This is a genomic window from Pseudomonas sp. EB271-G4-1 (assembly GCF_058791355.1).
This window is the reverse complement of record NZ_JBYTEO010000058.1, coordinates 16,592-37,726: the sequence shown is the minus strand read 5'-3', so window position 1 is coordinate 37,726 and position 21,135 is coordinate 16,592. Positions and strand designations below refer to the sequence as shown.

The window sequence follows — 21,135 nt, the reverse complement described above, 5'->3', positions numbered from 1 at the left end:
TAGCTCAGTTGGTAGAGCACGGGATTGTGACTCCCGTTGTCGTGGGTTCGATCCCCATCGTCCACCCCATATTTCGAAGGGCGCCAGATTAACAGTCTGGCGCCTTTGCTTTAAAGGCTTCATCTCGCGGATGTGGTGGAATTGGTAGACACACTGGATTTAGGTTCCAGCGCCGCGAGGCGTAAGAGTTCGAGTCTCTTCATCCGCACCAAACAAGACTTCGTCCATGCCGCCTGGCCTGGTTGAGGTTCAACAAAGAAGTGATTTGGCTTCTTTGGCACGCAATATGGTGGGCGTAGCTCAGTTGGTAGAGCACGGGATTGTGACTCCCGTTGTCGTGGGTTCGATCCCCATCGTCCACCCCATATTTCGAAAAGGCGCCAGATTAATAGTCTGGCGCCTTTTTTGTTTCAGCGGTTTCAGCGACCGCCGGTTCCGGGTCGCAAGGGCAGGGCGTTTCGTCGTTTTTATGTTTCCCGATGATGCCGTGCTGCCCGCCGGCCTTGTTCGCAAGATCGGCTGTCAGGGAAATGATTGGCAACCTCCTCCCTATAAGGAAGGGTTGGCGCAGAGCCTTGGCGTGATTGGCTGTATTTGCCACCGGGGCGAGGTGCACTCGTGCATTCGCACCTATAAATTGCCTGCTGCGTTTTTACCCGTTTTCAGTAGGGTGACTTCTTTAGTTTGACCCACTAGAATGCATGCCCTTGATTCTGGGGTCGGAAACGGCCGGCTAACGTCTGTGCAACGAGGAATATCCATGCAAGTTTCTGTTGAAAATACTTCTGCTCTTGAGCGCCGCATGAGCATCACCGTGCCGGCTGAGCGCATCGAGACTCAGGTCAACAAGCGTCTGCAGCAGACTGCCCAAAAGGCCAAGATTGCTGGCTTCCGTCCAGGCAAAGTGCCAATGAGCGAAATCAAGCGTCGTTTTGGCGCTGAAGCTCGCCAGGAAGCGGTAGGCGACGTCATCCAGTCTTCCTTCTACGAAGCTGTGGTTGAGCAGAAGCTGAACCCGGCGGGTTCGCCTTCGATCGAGCCTAAATCCCTGGAAGCAGGCAAGGACCTGGAATACGTCGCTGTATTCGAAGTGTTCCCTGAGTTCACCGTTGCCGGTTTCGAAGGTATCACCGTAGAGCGCCTGAGCGCTGACGTGGCTGATGCCGATCTGGACAAGATGCTGGACATCCTGCGCAAGCAGAACACCCGTTTCGAAGTGGCCGATCGCGCTGCCCAGAACGAAGACCAGCTGAACATCGATTTCGAAGGCAAGGTCGACGGTGAAGTATTCGCTGGCGGTTCCGCCAAGGGCACCCAGCTGGTGCTGGGCTCCGGCCGCATGATCCCAGGCTTCGAAGATGGCCTGGTTGGCGCTAAAGCCGGTGAAGTGCGCGTCCTGAACCTGACTTTCCCAGAGGACTATCAGAATCTGGACCTGGCTGGCAAAACCGCCGAGTTCACCGTGACCGTCAACACCGTTTCCGAGCCAAAACTGCCTGAGCTGAACGAAGAGTTCTTCGCGCAGTTCGGCATCAAGGAAACCGGTCTGGAAGGCTTCCGCGCCGAAGTTCGCAAGAACATGGAGCGCGAACTGCGTCAGGCGATCAAATCCAAGGTCAAGAATCAGGTTATGGACGGTCTGCTGGCCACCAACCCGATCGAAGTGCCAAAGGCTCTGCTGTCCAACGAAGTTGACCGTCTGCGCGTGCAGGCTGTTCAGCAGTTCGGTGGCAACATCAAGCCTGACCAACTGCCGGCCGAGCTGTTCGAAGAGCAAGCCAAGCGCCGTGTTGTCCTGGGCCTGATCGTGGCTGAAGTGGTCAAGCAATTCGACCTGAAGCCTGACGAAGCCCGCGTTCGCGAGATGATTCAGGAAATGGCTTCGGCTTATCAGGAGCCTGAGCAAGTTGTGTCCTGGTACTACAAGAACGACCAGCAACTGAACGAAGTTCGTTCGGTTGTGCTGGAAGAGCAAGTTGTGGATACTGTTCTGCAGAAAGCTAGCGTGACCGACAAATCGGTCTCTTACGAAGAAGCGGTCAAGCCGGTAGAAGCTCCACAAGCCGACTGATCATTTTTGCGCTAAGAAGCACACACCATAAGCCAGCTCTCGAGCTGGCTTATGCGTATTCAAGACATAACTATTTGGGAGTGACTGCAGAGCATGTTCCGTAATTCGTATATTCAGCAGAACTCTGATATCCAGGCCGCAGGCGGCCTGGTCCCGATGGTTGTCGAGCAGTCCGCTCGTGGCGAGCGCGCCTACGACATCTACTCGCGCCTCCTCAAGGAGCGAGTGATCTTTCTGGTGGGCCCCGTAGAGGACTACATGGCCAACCTGATCTGTGCGCAACTGCTGTTCCTTGAAGCGGAAAACCCGGACAAGGACATCCATCTCTATATCAACTCCCCGGGCGGTTCGGTGACGGCGGGCATGTCGATCTATGACACCATGCAGTTCATCAAGCCCAACGTGTCGACCACCTGTATCGGCCAAGCGTGCAGCATGGGTGCGTTCCTGCTGACGGCCGGTGCCAAAGGCAAGCGTTACTGCCTGCCGAACTCGCGTGTGATGATTCACCAGCCTCTGGGCGGTTTCCAGGGCCAGGCGTCGGACATCGAAATCCACGCCAAGGAAATTCTCTTCATTCGTGAGCGTCTCAACACGCTGATGGCCAAGCACAGCGGGCGCACCCTTGAAGAAATCGAGCGTGATACCAACCGCGATAACTTCATGAGTGCAGAAGCCGCGCGTGAGTACGGGTTGATCGATGAAGTGATCAACCAGCGCCCCGCTTAAATAAGCAGCTCAAAACAAGGCTGGTCGGCAAGTCTGATCACCGGCGGGCTTGAAAAAGCCCGCAATAGCCTTCATCTTGTGTTGCAAGCCTATCGGATTTGGATCGAACGAATGACTGACACCCGCAACGGCGAGGACAACGGCAAGCTGCTCTATTGCTCCTTCTGTGGCAAAAGCCAGCATGAAGTGCGCAAATTGATTGCCGGCCCCTCGGTCTTTATCTGCGACGAGTGCGTCGACCTGTGCAATGACATCATCCGTGAGGAGGTGCAGGAAGCCCAGGCCGAAAGCAGCGCGCATAAATTGCCTTCGCCTAAAGAAATCAGCGGCATCCTTGATCAATACGTGATTGGTCAGGAGCGTGCGAAAAAGGTTCTGGCCGTAGCGGTGTACAACCACTACAAGCGCCTCAACCAGCGTGACAAGAAGAATGACGACGTCGAACTCGGCAAGAGCAACATCTTGCTGATCGGACCGACAGGCTCGGGTAAGACCCTGCTTGCCGAAACACTGGCCCGCTTGCTGAACGTTCCGTTCACCATCGCCGACGCAACCACCCTCACCGAGGCGGGTTATGTGGGTGAAGATGTCGAGAACATCATTCAGAAGCTGTTGCAGAAGTGCGATTACGACGTGGAAAAAGCCCAGATGGGCATTGTCTACATCGACGAAATCGACAAGATTTCGCGCAAGTCTGACAACCCGTCGATCACCCGGGACGTTTCCGGTGAAGGCGTACAGCAGGCCCTGCTCAAGTTGATCGAAGGCACGGTGGCTTCCGTTCCGCCTCAAGGTGGTCGCAAGCACCCGCAGCAGGAATTCCTTCAGGTCGACACCCGTAACATCCTGTTCATCTGCGGTGGTGCGTTCTCCGGTCTGGAAAAGGTTATTCAAAACCGTTCCACCAAGGGCGGCATCGGTTTCAACGCGGAAGTTCGCAGCAAGGAAGAAGGCAAGAAAGTCGGAGAGTCCCTGCGTGAAGTCGAGCCTGACGATCTGGTCAAGTTCGGTCTGATCCCGGAATTCGTCGGTCGCCTGCCGGTCCTGGCTACGCTGGACGAGCTTGATGAAGCTGCCTTGATGCAGATCCTCACCGAGCCGAAAAATGCGCTGACCAAGCAATACGCCAAGCTGTTCGAGATGGAAGGCGTGGACCTGGAGTTCCGGGCCGACGCATTGAAATCGGTCGCAAAACGCGCGCTGGAACGCAAGACCGGTGCCCGTGGCCTGCGTTCGATTCTCGAAGGTGTGTTGCTCGACACCATGTATGAAATCCCCTCGCAGTCCGAGGTGAGTAAAGTAGTCATCGACGAAAGCGTCATAGAAGGCAAGTCCAAGCCACTGTATATCTACGAAAACAGTGAGCCTGCTGCCAAGGCCGCGCCAGACGCCTAAGCGTCGCGCAGTCGGTACAAAGAAGGGGCCTTCGGGCCCCTTTGTTTTTTCCAGGTTTTAACGCTGTCTTTGTGCTTGTTTTTTTTGAAGGCAGCCCCCATCTTGGTTTCAAGCTTACTTCCATCTGTTTCCGGCCTTATGGCCGCCGTAGAGGCGAAATCATGAAGACAACCATCGAATTGCCTCTCCTGCCATTGCGTGATGTCGTGGTTTATCCGCACATGGTTATCCCGCTGTTCGTGGGGCGCGAGAAATCCATCGAAGCCCTCGAGGCAGCGATGACGGGCGACAAGCAGATCCTTCTGCTGGCCCAGAGAAACCCTGCTGACGACGATCCCGGTGAAGACGCACTTTATCGCGTGGGTACGATTGCGACCGTCCTGCAGCTGCTCAAGCTGCCTGACGGCACGGTCAAGGTTCTGGTCGAAGGCGAGCAACGCGGTGCCGTGGAACGCTTCAGCGAAGTGGATGGCCACTGCCGCGCCGAAGTCTCGTTGATCGACGAGGTCGATGCGCCAGAGCGTGAGTCGGAGGTGTTTGTCCGCAGCCTGCTGTCGCAGTTCGAACAATATGTGCAATTGGGCAAGAAAGTCCCTGCCGAGGTCCTGTCGTCGCTCAACAGCATCGACGAGCCAGGCCGCCTGGTCGACACCATGGCCGCGCACATGGCGCTGAAAATCGAGCAGAAGCAGGAAATCCTCGAAATCATCGATTTGTCGGCCCGTGTCGAGCACGTGCTGGCTTTGCTGGATGCCGAGATCGACCTGCTGCAGGTCGAAAAACGCATTCGCGGTCGCGTCAAGAAACAAATGGAGCGCAGTCAGCGCGAGTACTACCTGAATGAGCAGATGAAGGCCATTCAGAAAGAGCTCGGTGACAGCGACGAAGGGCATAACGAAGTCGAAGAGCTGAAAAAGCGCATCGATGCCGCAGGACTGCCAAAAGACGCGCTCGCCAAGGCGACCGCCGAGCTGAACAAGCTCAAGCAAATGTCGCCGATGTCTGCCGAAGCGACGGTGGTCCGTTCCTATATCGACTGGCTGGTCCAGGTGCCGTGGAAGGCACAGAGCAAGGTGCGCCTTGACCTGGCTCGCGCAGAAGACATCCTCGACGCCGATCACTACGGCCTCGAGGAGGTCAAGGAACGGATTCTCGAATACCTCGCCGTGCAGAAGCGCGTGAAGAAGATCCGTGGTCCGGTATTGTGCCTGGTGGGTCCTCCTGGAGTGGGTAAAACCTCGCTGGCGGAGTCCATTGCACACGCCACCAACCGTAAATTCGTGCGAATGGCCCTCGGCGGCGTACGTGACGAGGCGGAAATTCGTGGTCATCGCCGGACTTATATCGGTTCGATGCCAGGAAGATTGATTCAAAAGATGACAAAAGTGGGTGTGCGCAACCCGCTGTTCCTGCTCGATGAAATCGACAAGATGGGCAGCGACATGCGTGGCGATCCAGCGTCGGCGTTGCTGGAAGTGCTCGATCCCGAGCAGAACCACAACTTCAACGATCACTATCTGGAAGTCGACTACGACCTGTCAGACGTGATGTTCCTGTGCACCTCCAACTCCATGAACATTCCACCCGCGCTGCTTGATCGGATGGAAGTCATTCGCCTGCCCGGTTACACGGAAGACGAGAAGATCAACATCGCCGTCAAATACCTCTCGCCGAAACAGATCACGGCCAACGGCCTGAAAAAAGGCGAACTGGAATTCGACGCCGAAGCGATCCGCGACATCATCCGCTACTACACCCGCGAAGCCGGTGTACGGGGCCTGGAGCGCCAGATTGCCAAGGTCTGCCGCAAGGCCGTGAAAGAGCATGCGCTGGAAAAACGCTTCTCGGTGAAAGTGACGGCGGACATGCTCGAGCACTTCCTGGGCGTGCGCAAATTCCGCTACGGCCTGGCAGAACAACAGGACCAGATCGGTCAGGTCACTGGCCTGGCGTGGACTCAGGTGGGCGGCGAATTGCTGACTATCGAAGCGGCTGTCGTTCCGGGCAAAGGCCAGCTGATCAAGACCGGTTCCCTGGGTGACGTGATGGTCGAATCGATCACCGCAGCCCTGACCGTTGTTCGCAGCCGTGCCAAGAGCCTGGGGATCCCCCTGGACTTCCACGAGAAGCGTGACACGCACATCCACATGCCGGAAGGGGCGACGCCCAAAGACGGCCCGAGCGCAGGCGTAGGCATGTGCACGGCGTTGGTGTCGGCACTGACCGGCATTCCAGTACGCGCTGATGTTGCCATGACGGGTGAAATTACCCTGCGTGGCCAGGTATTGGCGATCGGTGGCTTGAAGGAAAAACTGCTGGCGGCGCATCGTGGCGGAATCAAGACGGTGATCATTCCTGAAGAGAATGTTCGCGATTTGAAGGAAATTCCGGACAATATCAAGCAAGATCTTCAGATTAAACCAGTTAAATGGATTGACGAGGTCCTGCAAATTGCGCTGCAATACGCCCCGGAGCCCTTGCCGGATGTGGCTCCGGAGATAGTCGCGAAGGATGAAAAACGCGAGTCGGATTCTAAGGAAAGAATTAGCACGCATTAGTACGTATTTGCCTGGGGGGCTTCCTTGACAGCTTTTTAGAGCCCTTGTTATAAAGCGGCTCTTAAGTGTCTGTAGGCCATTCAGCACTCGTTTTTGCTTTCACCAAAAAACTTAGAATCATACTCAAATAGATATAAGGGGACTTAGAGTGAACAAGTCGGAACTGATTGATGCTATCGCTGCATCCGCTGATATCCCGAAAGCTGCTGCTGGCCGTGCGCTGGACGCTGTAATCGAATCCGTCACTGGCGCTCTCAAGGCCGGCGACTCCGTGGTTCTGGTTGGTTTCGGTACTTTCTCCGTAACTGATCGTCCAGCTCGCATCGGTCGTAACCCACAGACCGGTAAGACACTGGAAATCGCAGCTGCCAAAAAACCAGGCTTCAAAGCTGGTAAAGCACTGAAAGAAGCTGTCAACTAAGTTCCAATCAGGTTTTTGCCTATCCGGGTCGGGGTCATGCCTGACCTGGCAGCGGAGCGGTAGTCCAGCCGGCAGGTTGCCGGTTCGAGACACCGAGGCTCGCAAGGTCGAGTCATCGGTCCGCTCCGCCAGTTACGAGAAGGCGCATCCTCGGATGCGCCTTTCTTCTATCCGGATTCTACCCACGCTCCACGGTTGCCTAATTTGAAGTTCAACCGTTTATGGGGGACGCATGCTGCAAAATATCAGGGACAATTCACAAGGCTGGATTGCCAAGACCATTATCGGGGTCATCGTTGCACTGATGGCCTTGACCGGTTTCGACGCCATTTTCCAGGCTACGACGCACAAAAACGAGGCGGCGAAGGTCAATGGTGAAGAAATCAGCCAAAACGAGCTGAGCCAGGCGGTCGATATGCAACGCCGTCAACTCATGCAACAGCTGGGCAAGGATTTCGACGCCTCCTTGCTCGACGAAAAAATGCTGCGCGAATCGGCCCTCAAAGGCCTGATCGACCGCAAGCTGCTGTTGCAAGGCGCAGAAAATTCCAAATTCGCTTTCTCCGAGGCGGCGCTGGACCAGGTCATCCTGCAAACGCCTGAATTCCAGGTGGATGGCAAGTTCAGCCCTGAGCGTTTCGACCAGGTGATTCGTCAACTGGGCTACAGCCGCATGCAATTCCGCCAGATGCTGGCTCAGGAAATGCTGATCGGACAACTGCGCGCCGGTGTGGCGGGTAGTGGTTTCGTCACCGACGCCCAGGTCATGGCCTTTGCCCGTCTGGAAAAACAGACCCGCGATTTCGCTTCCCTGAGCATCAAGGTCGACCCGACGGCCGTGAAGCTGACCGACGAAGAGGTCAAGGCCTACTACGACGAGCACGCCAAGGAATTCATGACCCCGGATCAGGTGGTCATCGATTACCTGGAGTTGAAGAAGGCTTCCTTCTTTGATCAGGTCAGCGTCAAGGACGAAGACCTGCAGGCGGCGTATCAGAAAGAAACTGCGAACCTGTCCGAGCAACGCCGCGCTGCGCACATTCTGATCGAAGTGAACGACAAGACGACCGAAGCGCAAGCCAAGGCCAAAATCGACGAGATCCAGGCCCGCCTGAACAAGGGCGAGCAATTCGAGGCCCTGGCCAAGGAGTTCTCCCAGGACCCGGGCTCCGCCAACAATGGCGGCGACCTGGGCTTTGCAGGTCCTGGCGTCTACGACCCGGCATTCGAGAAGGCCTTGTACTCGTTGGCCAAGGATCAGGTTTCCGAGCCGGTTCGCACCGATTTCGGTTTCCACCTGATCAAGCTGTTGGGTGTGGAAGCGCCTGAAGTGCCGACGTTCGCCAGCCTGAAAGACAAGCTGACCCGTGAATTGAAGGCCCAGCAGGTCGAGCAGCGTTTCGTTGAAGCGACCAAGCAACTGGAAGACGCCTCGTTCGAAGCGTCCGACCTGGTCCAGCCTGCGCAGGACTTGAAGCTTACCGTTCACACCTCGAAGCCGTTCGGCCGCGAAGGTGGCGAAGGCATTACGGCCAACCGTGCCGTGGTCACCGCAGCCTTCAGCCCGGAAGTACTGGATGAGGGTGCCAACAGCACCGCCATCGAGCTCGACCCCGAAACCGTGATCGTGTTGCGCGCCAAGGAGCATCTGAAGCCTGCGCAACTGCCATTGGAAAAGGTCGAGGGTCCGATCCGCGAGCAATTGGCCAGGGAGCACGCCAGCGCTGCTGCCAAGACCAAGGCTGATGAGCTGATTGCCAGCTTGCGCGATGGCAAGACGCCATTAAACGGCCCGATCGAGGGTCAGAACTGGAAGGTAACCGAAGCCGCGACTCGCACTCAGGAAGGGCTGGACCCGACTGTGCTGCAAGCGTTGTTCCGCATGCCAAAGCCTGCCGCCAAGGACAAGCCGACCTTCAGCAGTGTCACGTTGCCTGATGGCAGCCTGATGATCGTGCGTCTGAACGGCGTGAATGAGGCCGCAACGCCAACTGAAGAAGAGAAGGCTCAATACCGTCGCTTCCTCGCTTCGCGCGTTGGCCAGCAAGACTTTGCGGCCTACCGCAAGCAGCTGGAAAGCCAGGCCGAGATCAAGCGTTTCTGATCTGGACACGAGCTTTTTGCATGAAAAGAAGACCCCGGCCGCAAGGCCGGGGTTTTTTTTCGGCTGCATTGCGCAACGCAGGCAATTTTCTCCCGACCATCGGGTCAACAGTTTTGTAACTGTTTTAAGACACAATCGGTGCGCCGCTAAGCATCGATCTGTTGCACAATACGCCCCGAACCGTTTCTCTCAGGATGTTCAATGTTTAAATCAATTCCCATGCGGGTTGTCGGGCTGGCCTTGGTGCTGGCTGCTGCTGCCGGTTGTTCGTCGAAGAAAGCCGCCATCTACGAGCATGAGAACTTCGATGATTCCGGAACGTTTTCCCGTAACTATCCAGTGACCGACTCGGTCTCCTGTGAAGCCGCTCGTCGGGCCTTGCTGAGCCAGGGCTATATCATCACCAGCAGTGATCCCAAGCTGGTCAGTGGGCACAAGAGCTTCCAGCAGACCGGTGAAAACCACATGGAGATCAGTTTCAGTGTGGTTTGCGCTGAAGACGGCACTTCGGCGCACCATGCCACCGTGTTCGCCAATGCCCTTCAGGACAAGTATGCGCTGAAGAAAACCAACAACTCGGCAAGCCTCGGTGTTGGCGTGCTGGGCTCGGTATCGATGCCGATCGGCTCCTCCGACGACTCGATGGTCAAGGTTGCCAGCGAAACCGTCACCTCAGCCAAGTTCTACGAGCGATTCTTCGCCCTGGTGGAGCTGTTCCTGCCCAAGGAAGTGAAGGCAGCGGCGCACATCCCCGAGAAGCCGAAAACCGATCTGGGCGTGCCCGAGCCCAAGGCCACGCCAGCGCCATTGGCCCCGGAATCCGCGGCACAGCCTGCACCAGCGCCTGAGGCCGCCAAGGCCGCCGAAGTTGCCCCGGCCGCTTCCGAGCCGGTAGCGCCGCCACCTGAGGCTGCACCCATTACCTCGAGCCCCACTGCCGCGCCAGCGCCTGCCACCGAAGAAGTGATCACGCCACCGGCCAATCCGAGCGACATGGCGCCACCTTCGGAACCGATCCAGGCCATGCCCATCACCGGCCAGTGATGGGTGCGATGGGGCCCGGCCTGCTCATGCTCCGGGCCCCTCGCCATAACAAAGCTTGATCCGCGTCAAACAGGTCGTCGTCCCGCGACCTGCAGCAAAAAAAACCTGTGATAAATTCCCAACCGCCTGCTACGTTTTATCTGTAGGCGACGAAGTGTCGTGTCCGCGTCATTTTTCTTTCACGCGGGCACTTTAGGCTCAAGGCGCTGGTCATTTATTCAGACGTTTTTTTATGAGCTGTGGGGGATACGAAAATGGACGACTATCAAGAAGAACTGCTCGAGTATCAGGCGTTTGAACTGGACCCACCTGAGCCCGCCGAAGACGCAACCGAGCTTTAAAGCTTGCTGCCTGCGACTGTTTCCCTGCGACTGCGGCGAAACTCGCCGGGTGTCTGGGCGGTCCAGCGCTTGAAGGCGCGTTGAAAGGCTTCGGCTGAGGCAAAGCCCAACAGGTAGGCGATTTCTCCGAACGCCAACTCAGTGTCGCGGATATAGGTCATGGCCAGGTCGCGACGGGTGTCGTTAAGAATCGCGCGAAATTGCGTGCCTTCTTCAGAGAGTTTGCGGCGCAAGGTCCACACCGGCAGTTTCAGGCGTGTTGCCACTTCTTCCAGGTCGGGTTCCCGGCCGCCATTAAGCAATGGCCCCAGCAGCTGTGTGATGCGTTCACGCAGGCTGCGGGTGCGGGTCAATTGCTCCAGTTCCCGCTCGCACAGTTGCAGCAGGTGTCGCCAGGTGCTGGGGCAATGCTCGGGATTGCGCTGGGCAAGGCTGGCCAGGCTCAGGCGCAATTGATTGTGCTCGGCGCCAAACTGGATCGGGCAGTCGCCCAGAACCTCATAGGCAGCGCGGTAGCCGGGCTCCTCGAACTCGATGTCGATACGTTCGGCACGCAGCCGGGCAGGGCTGACGCTGGACAACTGATGCAACCAGCCGCAGAGGATCGAATCCACCACGAAGCGGTTATAGCTGTTGTAGGGGCTGATGGAATAGAAGCGCAGCCAGGCACCCTGAGCGTCTTCGTGGAAGCTTGATTGACCGCGATAGTTTGAGCCATACAAGGCTTCGAATCGAATCAGGCAGCGCGCCGCCTCGCGCACCGTCGGTGCCTGGGCGGCAGTGACGCCGGCAAGGCCGGCCTGGCTCAGGCGGCTGAGCTGGCCCATTTGCAAGCCGAGTGCCGGGTTGCCGGTCAGTTGGATGGCCGCGTAGCCCAGGCGCATGTAGCGCGGGATCGAGAGACGGGCACCGGCTTCACTCAGTCGGGCCGTATCAAGGCCATATTGCTCGAGCAGTGGCTGCGGATCCGTGCCGTGGCTGCGCACGGCGTCGGCCAGGCTGTGAACAAAGCCCACCGACAGATCTCCCAGGCGTATCGGGGTGGGTTTCATGGCCTACAGCCAAAGGTTCAACAAGCGTGCGCCACGGGCCTTGCCATCGACGAAATGCTGGCCGTTGCTGCTGAGAAAACTCTGCCCGGCGCTGCCCTGATCCCAGAACTGTCCGCGCAGGAATACGCTCACGCCGGCGATGGCCTGGCTGGCGGGTGCCTGAGTACTCAGGTTCAGGCGCTGCCAGGCCTGTCCTTCACTGATCTCCCCGGCCTTGAGGCTGACGGAGCCGGGTGTCGATGAGTCCTTGTAGCCACGCCACGGCTGGTCCCAGCTACCGCGGCCAGCAACAAACGCCGGGACTGCGACCAACTGTGCCTGCTGCGTGTCGAGTTTGCGGTAGTTGTCGGGGTACCAGCTGTCGCTGCCGATCAGCACGCCCAGGCGCCCGGCGGGGGTGTCGACGACATTGAGCGTATGTTCGCCGTTGGCCTTGATCGCGTCCTGCTGCTCGAAAACCGGATGCATCTGGCGCTGGGGTTGCCCGATTGGCAGGCCATCGCGGCCAAACACCACGCTGCTGTTGAACAACGCACCGCGGCCTATTTTCAGCGTGCCGTCGATGACACTGGGCTCGGGCAGCACGATGGAGCCTGCCACCAGGGTGACGTGAAATTCTTTAGCCAGCCCGCCAAACAACGACTGGTAATCCTTGGCCATGCCTTTGGCTTTCATGCGCAGGTGCGCGTCCTCGATGCGGCTGTCGCCTTCGGCGCCAATCAGTGCGCGGACGAACTTCAAAGGATTGCTCACGGCCAGCCAGTTCATGGCCTCCTTGAAAGTGGTGGCCTGGTACAACTCGTCTTTTTCGCCGCTGACCATCAACCAGGTGCCCACATGCTCCGGCAATACGACGATGGTTTTTTCATTCAGCAGCCCCTGATCCCGGGCCGTCTGCAAGTAGGCGGCGAGTTTGCGGTGCAAGCGCTCGGGGCTTTGGTAGTCGGTGGGAAACAGCTCGGGCTGGATGCCCAGCAAATTGCCGCGGTCAGCGGGCGTGCCCTGGTCGACGGCGACATCGATTCGCAGGTCAGAGAGGTAGAGGCCCGTCGGGCGATCCGCGGCCCACATGGCGTAGGTCGTTAGAGCGGCGATCAACGCCATGGAGACAGTCAGGTACAAAAGTTTGCGCATGGGGAACAGTCAGCAGCCGTATGCAGGATTCATGGCTTTTCATCGGATTTGCATCAAGGATAAAGCGAATCACGGGGAGGGTGGGGAAAATTGACAGCGCTCCGGGAAATTGACCGCGTCGTACTTGCGTCGGTCTTCTGCCTGTTCGCGATAATGCATGTGACAACGTCGGTGAGTGTTTTTATCAATTGTGCTTCGGTTGTCTCAAGGGTGTACCACTGTGACTGGCCGAACAGCATGGCAATGACTGCACTGGTGGTGGGGCAGAGGTCGCGAGCGGCTGCACCTTTCTCGCCGTACGAGTCAGTGATGATGGCGTTTAAAATAGCGGCGTATTCGTTTCTCAGCTGGATAACCTGTTGCTTCTGTTCTTCAGTCAGATTCGTGAACTCGCGGCTAACCAGGGTCAGTTTGTATTTTTCGTTGAAGTTGAAGGCGACGAAGGCTTGAATGAACGACTGAAGACGCCCGCGAGCGCTTCGTGCGCCTTTCATTCGCCGCTGCGTGTCCAGCAGCAAGTCCGACAAGGCCGACTCGATCAGCTCGAACAACAGGGCCTGTTTGTTTTCGATGTGATGGTAGAGGGATCCGGCCTGCAGCCCCAGGTAGCTCGCCAAGTCCCGCAAGCCTATAGCCTGGTAGCCGTGTGTGGCGAAGAGTTCGAGTGCCGCGTCGAGCAGCCGATCGCGGGCGCTGTGTACGGGATTGGCTGACGCGCTGTTGGTTGGCATTGGAGCTCCGTCGACTGGACAATTAAAGCGTGGCCTTGAGCAAACTTATCCCCCGTGGCGATAGCCCGTTCTGCCAGCATGGTGTGCCGTGCGCATCAACAGCAACACCGCGCAAATCACCGGCAGATTCACCAGCAGCAACGCATACCGCAATGACTCGTGGCCGAACAGCGGTAACAACAAGTCGCTGCACAAACCGGTCAACAATGGCCCGACGCCGATCCCCAGCAGCGTGCTGACGATGGTTTGCAGCGCCATTGCAGTTCCGCGTCTTCCGGCGGGCACCAGCTGCGTGACGAGGTTGTAGGAAGGCGCGACCCACCACACGGAAAAGAAGGCATAGAGTGCACACCAGAGCATGGCGCTTGGAACCGGCACGTCACCCAGGCGCACCAGCACGGAGTCGGACCACAGCAGATAGGGGACCAGCGCACAGGTCGCCGCAATATGGCCCACTACCGGAATGGACACCTGCCAGTGTGGATCGCGGCGGCACAGGCGGTCACTCAACCAACCACTGAGCAGGCCACCGAATCCGGCCGACGTACCGCAGATCACGCCCGCCAACAAGCCGGCGTGTTGCAGTGACAAACCGTGGGAGCGCACCAGGAAACTGGTGTTCCACATCGCAATCGCATAGGAACTGAGCGTGGTCAGTCCGCCAGCGAGGATCAGGCAGCGGTAGGCCGGCAATGCCCAGAGCTTGCGGGCTTCGGCACCCATGCCAAGCAGCGCGGGCGCTGTGTGGGTGTGTGGCGTAAGGTCCCAGCGGCCACGCTGCGGTTCGCGCACGACGAAGGCCAGGATCGTACAGAACACCAGGGCCGGCATCCCCAACGCAATGAACGCACTGCGCCAGCCATAGTGCTCGACCACCCAGGCGCCGATGCTCAAGCCGATGATCGAGGAAAATGTGGGTGCGGCGGTAAAACAACTGATGGCGAATGAGCGTCGGTGCGTCGGATACAGGTCGGCGATCAGCGACAGCGACGCCGACGTGGTCGGCGATTCGCTGACGGCAACCAGCATTCGCGCAATGCCCAGCGCCAGGAAACTGCCCGCCCACCCGCAGGCCATGGTTGCCACCGCCCACAGCAGGCAAGACATGGCCAGCAGGCGGATACGCGGCATGCGATCCACCAGCCGCCCGGCCGGCAGGCCCATGAGTGCATAGACCGCCGCGAACGCCAGGCCCGAGATCAGGCCGATGGCAGTATCGCCGACGCCGAATTCGGCTTTGATCGGTTCGACCATGACTGCGAGTATCTGTCGCCCGACGAAGTTGTCGGCGAACACCAAGGCCAGCAGCAACAGCAGGCCATGGCTACTCCAACCGACCGTGGCCGCAGGCAGCGTCCCCTCGCGAGCGGTCATCGCGGTGCCCACAGATCAGGCAAGCCAGGGTCGCTCACGACGATCAGGCGCTTGAGCAAGACTTTCAAGGCTTGCGCATCGGCGGCGCCGAGCTTGGCCGACAGATCCTCTTCCACGGCCTTGGCCAGCGCCAGCTGATGCAGGGACACTTCTCGGCCTTGGGCCGTGAGGACAAAACGTGGCGATTGCGCCGGACCCTCGAAGGCCACCAGGCGCTGGCGCTCGAGAAACCGCATGCTGGCCAGGGTCACTTCGCGACCGGTGTAGGTCACGAAGGTGTTGATTTCCTCCAGCGTCATATCGTCGCGAATACACAAGATCGACAGCACGAAGAACGATTGTTCGTCCAGCTGCTGACTGTTCAGCAGTTGCCGCAGGGCATTGAGTGTCTGGTAATGCCCGCGCCCCAGCAAGTAGCCGAGCAAATCCTCGGTGTAGCTGCACTCGGGCGGTGGCGGCGTGGTTGCCAGGCGCAGCTCACTACGGGGCTTGCGCGTGGCCAGGGCATATTGGCCGCTCTGGAACGCCAGCGGGGCGCGATCACTGTGATCGAAGGCGAGCACTTCGCCGACGAAAATCACATGGTCTCCGCCTTCGTACTGGAACGCCGTGCGGCACTGGAAACGCGCGGTGCAATCTTGCAGCAATGGCGCCTCGCTGATGCCGTTGTCCAGTTCGATCTCGGCGAACTTGTCTTCGCCCTGGGTGGCGAAACGTCCCGAGAGGTTTTCTTGCTCCGTGGACAGCACGTGCACGTTCCAATGCTTGCCGCTGCTGAAGATCGGCAGGCTGCGCGCTTGCTTGGACAAGCTCCAGAGCACCAGCGGCGGGTTGAGCGACACCGAGTTGAAGCTGTTGGCGGTGATGCCCACGGGCGAGCCGTCTTCGGTCTGGGTGGTGATGATCGTGACCCCGGTGGTGAACGTGCCGAGTGCGGCACGGAAGGCCTGGGGATCGAAGCTGATATTTTGCATTGCCATGACTGGCCTCATGGAGTGGAGGTTTTCGTATGGCCAGTATTGGGCGTTTGCAGGCGTTCAACATCGTCTCAACGGACTAACACTAATGCAGGGCCTCGTCCGATCGGACGAGGCGGCGCAGCGGTCTGCGCGGCTAGGGTGGCGCCAGGCGCATCGGGCGCTCAACGGCCATCGAGCCAACCTGCAAGGGGATAACAATGAGTTCAACGATGTCTTGCGACCAAGACCTTTCCAGCCTGCTGACGCGCCAGAAAGAGGCCTTCGCCAGCGCCGGCAGTGTCAGCGCCGACACCCGGCGCCAGCGCCTGCAGCAAGTGATCGACCTGCTGGTCGACAACCATGCGGCATTGACCACGGCCATCGACCAGGACTTTGGCGGACGGCCCGCCGGTTTTTCCTTGATGAATGACGTGCTCGGCGCCCTGGCTTCACTCAAATATGCCCGCGACCATCTGCAAGAGTGGATGCAAGACGAACCGCGCGAAATGTTTTCCCCTTATGACCAACTCGGCGCCAGGGCCTGGGTCATGCACCAGCCAAAAGGTACGGTGGGCATCCTGGGTACCTGGAACGCGCCGCTGTACACCTTGTTCAGCCCGCTGGCCTCGGCGCTCGCGGCCGGCAACCGGGCCATTCTAAAACCGTCGGAAGTGGTGCCGCGCACCGCCGCACTGGTGGCGCGCCTGTGCGCCGAACGCCTCGACCCGCTGGTGGTGGCCGTGGTCAATGGTGGCCCGGAACTGGGCGAGGCCTTCAGCAGCCAACCCTTCGACCACCTGGTGTTCACCGGCAGTACGGCGATCGGCCGGCGAGTGATGGGCAATGCCGCGAAAAACCTGGTGCCGGTGACACTGGAACTGGGCGGCAAGTCGCCGGTGATCGTTTCGGCCACGGCCGACCTGAACAAAGCGGCGTTCAGTATCGCCGCAGGCAAGTCCACCAATGGCGGACAGATCTGCATCAATCCGGACCTGGTGTATGTACCCAAGGCCCGACTCGAAGCCTTCCTCGATGCGCTGCGCAGTGCTTATCGCGACCTCAACCCGACGGTAGCCGGCAACCCGGACGTGGTGGCGGTGGTCAACCAGCGTCATCTGGAGCGGGTCGAGGGCCTGGTCGAGGACGCGCAGTTGCGAGGGGCGCGCATCGAGTGCCTGCCCGAACCCCTGGCACTGGATGCCCAGGACCGTCGTCGCCCGCTGCGAGTCGTAGTGGACCCGGCCCCGGACAGCGAGATCATGCATGAGGAAATCTTCGGTCCGGCCATGGTCGTGCTGAGTTATGACGACCTCGACCAGGTCATCGCGCAAATCAACGCAAGGCCGCGTCCGCTGGCGCTGTACTACTTCGGCGAGGATGCCCGGGAGCAACGTCACGTGCTGGAGCACACCCTGTCCGGCGGAGTCACCATCAACGACGTGATGATGCATGCCGCCCTGCACGATGCGCCGTTCGGTGGTATCGGCGCCTCGGGCATGGGCCATTACCATGGCCGCGAAGGATTTCTCGAATTCAGTCACCTGCGCACGGTGTTCAAGGCCTCGGCCCACGACCCGCGCCGTGAATGGGGTCTGTTGCCGCCTTACGGCGAGCATTACCTGGCGGCGATGCTGGCCGGCGTCACTCGCGACTAATTCCAGCGTTGGGGGCCTTGCGCACCCCGTCCGCTGCATGAGACAGGCCATTGATCATGTTCAAGGCAATTACTATCGCCCAGCGCCTGTGGCTCTGGGCGTTGTTGGCCACCTTGCTGTTTGCCCTGGCGGTGTTGTTCGGTGCCTATGGCTTGCAGCAGGCGCGCGACAGTCTGCGAGCCATCAACGAGGACGACCTGGCGACGTTGTTGATGTTCGGCGACATCAGGCAGCGGCTCGATGAAAGCCGGCGCCAGGTCCTGCTGGCGATCCAGCAGGACCCGGAAGGCCCGCTGGTGGCAGCGTTCGACCGCCCGGTGGAAGCCACCCTGAGTGCCATCGAGAGCAATGACCGGGCGTTGACCGAGATCTGGGCGAGCTATCGTCTGCGCACGTTGAGCGGTGAGGAACAACAGGCCGCCGAGGCGTTCGACAAACACTATCAGGCCTGGCAGGAAGAGTTGGGCATCTTCCTCGATTCCTTGCGCGCCGGTGATTTTCGCCTGCCGGGCATCCTGTCCTATTTGCGCATGGCCGAGCCGGAAGGCAATGCCGCCATGGTTGAACTGAGCAAGCTGCAAGCGCTGCAGAAAGCCAGCGCCTCGCAGGCCTACGAGGCGGCGCAGCGTCGTTATCGCTCGACGCTGTTGGCTTACATGGCGCTGGCGGTGGTGGGCGGGCTGGCGGGCAGCCTCACCGCGTTTTCCACTTTGCGTCGGCTCAAGCGTGCGTTTGCCCAGGCGGGTGCCAGCGTGCGGGCCATCGCCAGTGGCGACCTGGTGCAGCCGATCGAGATCAAGGGCGGTGACGAATTCGCACTGATGCTGCGCGACATCGCGCTGATGCGTGACAGCCTGCACGGACTCATTTCACAAATGCGCGAGTTGGTGCAGCGGGTCAGTCGCGAAGCGGCGCACATGGCCGAATCGGCGGAGTCGGCCTCCACGGCCACCCAGCAACAGGCGGACGCGGTGCGCGGGATTTCCCGGGCGGTTGAGGACCTGTCGGGGTCGATTGGCGAAGTGGACAATCAGGTTGGCGTGTCTCGCGACATCACCCAGCATTCGGCACAGCGTTCGGGCAAGAGCGAGGGCTTTATTCGTGACATGGCCCAGGAGATGAACCGCATCAGCGACGTGATCAGCGCTACGGCCGTGCACATTCGCCAGCTCGAAGGGTTCTCCGGGGAGATCAGCCATGTGCTCAAGGTGATTCGCAGCATTGCCGAGCAGACCAACCTCCTGGCGCTGAACGCCGCCATCGAGGCCGCACGGGCCGGCGAGGCGGGGCGCGGGTTTGCCGTGGTAGCCGACGAGGTTCGACTGTTGGCCCAACGCACCGCCAGTTCCATTGGGGAAATCGACCTCACCGTGCAGCGTATTCAGGAAGGCACACTGGCGGTGGTCGACGGCATGGGACGCGTGGTCAGCCGGGTGCGTGACGGCGTCAACCTGGCCCATGAGGCAGGCGATTCGGTGGCGCAGATTCGCAGCGGCACCGATGATGTGATCCGCAGCGTGGACACCATCGCCACGCTGATCACCGAACAGGTGCGCGTCACTCGGGAAATGGTCGCCAGGGTCGAGAGTGTCTCCAGCGGCACCGGTGCGCTGTCGGCCAACGCCGGGCGCAGCGCGATGGCCGCCGCGGACCTGGAGCAACTGGCGCGGGCACTGGATCAGTTGTCGGCACGCTTCAATGTCGCTTGAACACCACAAACCCTGTGGGAGCGAGCCTGCTCGCGAAGAGGTCAGCACATTCAACATCAATGTTGACTGATCCAGCGCTTTCGCGAGCAGGCTCGCTCCCACAGGGCGTAAGGCCTGAATACTCTAATAACCCACAATCAGGGCGTGATCACTACCATGGATAACCAAGAAAACGCACCACTAAACTCCGCCACCGGCTGGCCGCGCCGCAGCGTGCTCAAGGCCGGTGCCGTGGCGGTTGGCGTCGGGCTTCTGGGGCGTTTTGCCGACGCCCGCGCGCAAGGGCTTTCGGCCAGTGACTACCAGGCCATGGATGCCTGGGCCATGAGCCAGGCGATCCGCAGCGGCGAGCTGAGTGCCGAGGACCTGCTGGCGGCGACGCTTGCTCGCTATAACGAGGTCAACCCCAGGGTCAATGCGGTAAACATGCTGCACGAAGCCTACGCCCGTGCCTTGATGGCCCAGCGCCGCGCGGCCGGCACTCAAAACCAGGGCGCCCTGGCTGGTGTGCCACTGCTGATCAAGGACCTCAACACCTCACTGCAAGGCACCATCACCAGCAACGGTAGCCGGATGTTCAAGGACGCACCGCCCGCCGCCCGCACCAGCACCCTGATCGCTCGCTATGAGCAGGCCGGTGCGGTGCCGTTCGGCAAGACCACGTGCCCCGAGTTCGGCTTGACCACCACCACCGAATCCCTGGCTTGGGGCCAAACCCATAACCCCTGGAACCTGGCCATGAGCGCAGGCGGCTCCTCCGGTGGCGCGGCAGCGGCGGTAGCGGCGGGGATCGTGCCCGTGGCCCATGCCACCGATGGCGGCGGTTCGATCCGTATTCCGGCCTCGTACTGCGGCCTGGTCGGACTCAAGCCCACTCGCTATCGCACCCCCAGCGGACCGCTGCATTTCGAAGGCTGGTTTGGCGCCAGCGCGGCCAATGTGGTCTCGCGCACCGTGCGCGATACCGCGTTGTTCCTCGATATCGGGCAAGGCCATGAAGCGGGCAGCGTCTATTGGTGCCCGCCCCTGGTAAGACCCTATGTGCAGGAACTGCAGCAAGACCCGGGCAAACTGCGCGTGGCCGTGGTGCGTCAATCGATGACCGGCGCGCCGCTTGAACCGGCGATCGCCGCCACGCTGGAGCAGACCCTCAAGCAACTGCTGACCCTGGGGCACGAGATCGACGAATTGACGCTCAACGTCGATCCACGCCAATTGTTCGGTGCCCATGGCACGGTGATCGGCACAGGGCTGCGGACCCTGATCCACGACCGTGAACAGGTGCTCGGACGCGCGGTTACGGCACAGGACCTGGAAAAGATCACCCTGGTCAATCTGGAGCGTGCGAAGGGCACCAGTGGGGAGGACCTGTATCGCGCCCGCCAATCGTTCGAGAGCATCGGCGCGACCATGGAGCAGCACTTCGAACGCTACGACGTGATCCTCTCGCCCGTCACCGGCAGCCTGACGCCGAAGCTCGGCCTGTTGTCCCTGGATCAACCCTGGGAGAGCTACGCCCACAATGCCATGGGCAGCGCCGGCTTCACCGCGCTGGCCAACGTCAGCGGGCAGCCGGCGATCTCGCTACCCTTGGGGCAGAGTGATAACGGCCTGCCGGTGGGCATGATGTTCACTGCCCGGTTGGGTGGCGAGGACGTGTTGCTGCGCCTGGCTAGTCAGTTGGAGAAGGCTCATCCGTGGGCTGCCAGGCGCGCTTTCCTGTAACCCGACACCCCCCCTGTAGGAGCCAGGCTTGCCGGCGAACCAGGCGCCGCGGTGTATCTGCTGCACCGCGTCATCGTTGATCGTTCCCACGCTCCGCGTGGGAATGCCGCCAGGGACGCTCCGCGTTCCGCTG

Annotated in this window: 15 protein-coding genes and 3 tRNA genes; 13 read left to right on the top strand and 5 right to left on the bottom strand. The window is 59.9% G+C overall.

Annotation, left to right across the window (positions count from 1 at the left end):
- Nucleotides 1-126: 126 nt before the first annotated feature.
- From AC3WWR_RS24270 to AC3WWR_RS24225, 10 genes are all read left to right on the top strand, one after another.
- Nucleotides 127-211: transfer RNA gene (locus AC3WWR_RS24270), tRNA-Leu, on the top strand.
- Between the two features lie 78 nt (nt 212-289).
- Nucleotides 290-365 (top strand) — tRNA-His (locus AC3WWR_RS24265).
- A gap of 395 nt (nt 366-760) precedes the next feature.
- Complete coding sequence (tig, locus tag AC3WWR_RS24260) at nt 761-2,071, top strand: trigger factor (RefSeq protein ID WP_020800921.1); 1,311 nt, start codon at nt 761-763, stop codon at nt 2,069-2,071.
- Between the two features lie 93 nt (nt 2,072-2,164).
- Complete coding sequence (gene clpP / locus AC3WWR_RS24255) at nt 2,165-2,800, top strand: ATP-dependent Clp endopeptidase proteolytic subunit ClpP (RefSeq protein WP_008062468.1); 636 nt, start codon at nt 2,165-2,167, stop codon at nt 2,798-2,800.
- Nucleotides 2,801-2,911: 111 nt separating this feature from the next.
- Nucleotides 2,912-4,195, top strand: coding sequence for an ATP-dependent Clp protease ATP-binding subunit ClpX (gene clpX / locus AC3WWR_RS24250; RefSeq protein WP_007946893.1), 1,284 nt, complete (start codon nt 2,912-2,914; stop codon nt 4,193-4,195).
- Nucleotides 4,196-4,356: 161 nt separating this feature from the next.
- The gene (gene lon / locus AC3WWR_RS24245) at nt 4,357-6,753 is read left to right on the top strand and encodes an endopeptidase La (RefSeq protein ID WP_033040883.1); all 2,397 of its coding nucleotides are present in this window, start codon (nt 4,357-4,359) and stop codon (nt 6,751-6,753) included.
- Between the two features lie 148 nt (nt 6,754-6,901).
- On the top strand, nt 6,902-7,174 hold the full coding sequence (locus tag AC3WWR_RS24240) for an HU family DNA-binding protein (RefSeq protein WP_002552737.1): 273 nt from the start codon (nt 6,902-6,904) through the stop codon (nt 7,172-7,174).
- Between the two features lie 53 nt (nt 7,175-7,227).
- Nucleotides 7,228-7,305 (top strand) — tRNA-Leu (locus AC3WWR_RS24235).
- A 101-nt stretch (nt 7,306-7,406) separates the two neighbouring features.
- Nucleotides 7,407-9,278 carry a SurA N-terminal domain-containing protein gene (locus AC3WWR_RS24230; RefSeq protein ID WP_020800918.1) on the top strand — a complete coding sequence of 624 codons (1,872 nt, stop codon included), beginning with the start codon at nt 7,407-7,409 and terminating at the stop codon, nt 9,276-9,278.
- Between the two features lie 201 nt (nt 9,279-9,479).
- Complete coding sequence (locus tag AC3WWR_RS24225; RefSeq protein WP_020800917.1) at nt 9,480-10,322, top strand: DUF2242 domain-containing protein; 843 nt, start codon at nt 9,480-9,482, stop codon at nt 10,320-10,322.
- Between the two features lie 337 nt (nt 10,323-10,659).
- Here AC3WWR_RS24225 and AC3WWR_RS24220 read toward each other — a convergent pair whose 3' ends face one another.
- From AC3WWR_RS24220 to AC3WWR_RS24200, 5 genes are read right to left on the bottom strand one after another with little or no spacing between them, the layout of a single operon-like run.
- On the bottom strand, nt 10,660-11,715 hold the full coding sequence (locus tag AC3WWR_RS24220) for an AraC family transcriptional regulator (RefSeq protein ID WP_454866167.1): 1,056 nt from the start codon (nt 11,713-11,715) through the stop codon (nt 10,660-10,662).
- Nucleotides 11,716-11,718: 3 nt separating this feature from the next.
- Entirely contained in the window at nt 11,719-12,849 is a 1,131-nt protein-coding gene (locus AC3WWR_RS24215; protein ID WP_033042661.1) for a carbon-nitrogen hydrolase family protein, read from the bottom strand.
- A 53-nt stretch (nt 12,850-12,902) separates the two neighbouring features.
- Complete coding sequence (locus tag AC3WWR_RS24210) at nt 12,903-13,580, bottom strand: TetR/AcrR family transcriptional regulator (RefSeq protein ID WP_033042663.1); 678 nt, start codon at nt 13,578-13,580, stop codon at nt 12,903-12,905.
- A gap of 45 nt (nt 13,581-13,625) precedes the next feature.
- Nucleotides 13,626-14,954: a spinster family MFS transporter gene (locus AC3WWR_RS24205; RefSeq protein ID WP_050511608.1), complete on the bottom strand. Its 1,329-nt coding sequence runs from the start codon at nt 14,952-14,954 to the stop codon at nt 13,626-13,628.
- Nucleotides 14,951-15,934, bottom strand: a complete 984-nt coding sequence (locus AC3WWR_RS24200; protein WP_020800912.1) for a flavin reductase family protein — start codon at nt 15,932-15,934, stop codon at nt 14,951-14,953. Before AC3WWR_RS24200 ends, AC3WWR_RS24205 begins: the two co-directional genes overlap by 4 nt.
- A gap of 170 nt (nt 15,935-16,104) precedes the next feature.
- On the opposite strand from AC3WWR_RS24200, the gene AC3WWR_RS24195 reads away from it, so the two are divergent.
- The 3 genes from AC3WWR_RS24195 (at nt 16,105) to AC3WWR_RS24185 (ending at nt 21,002) form a co-directional block, all read left to right on the top strand.
- A complete protein-coding gene (locus AC3WWR_RS24195; RefSeq protein ID WP_256229515.1) occupies nt 16,105-17,568 on the top strand; it encodes a coniferyl aldehyde dehydrogenase in 1,464 nt (487 codons plus the stop codon).
- A gap of 56 nt (nt 17,569-17,624) precedes the next feature.
- A complete protein-coding gene (locus AC3WWR_RS24190; RefSeq protein ID WP_033042667.1) occupies nt 17,625-19,277 on the top strand; it encodes a methyl-accepting chemotaxis protein in 1,653 nt (550 codons plus the stop codon).
- 156 nt (nt 19,278-19,433) lie between these two features.
- A complete protein-coding gene (locus AC3WWR_RS24185; RefSeq protein WP_492599137.1) occupies nt 19,434-21,002 on the top strand; it encodes an amidase in 1,569 nt (522 codons plus the stop codon).
- Nucleotides 21,003-21,135 lie beyond the last annotated feature (133 nt).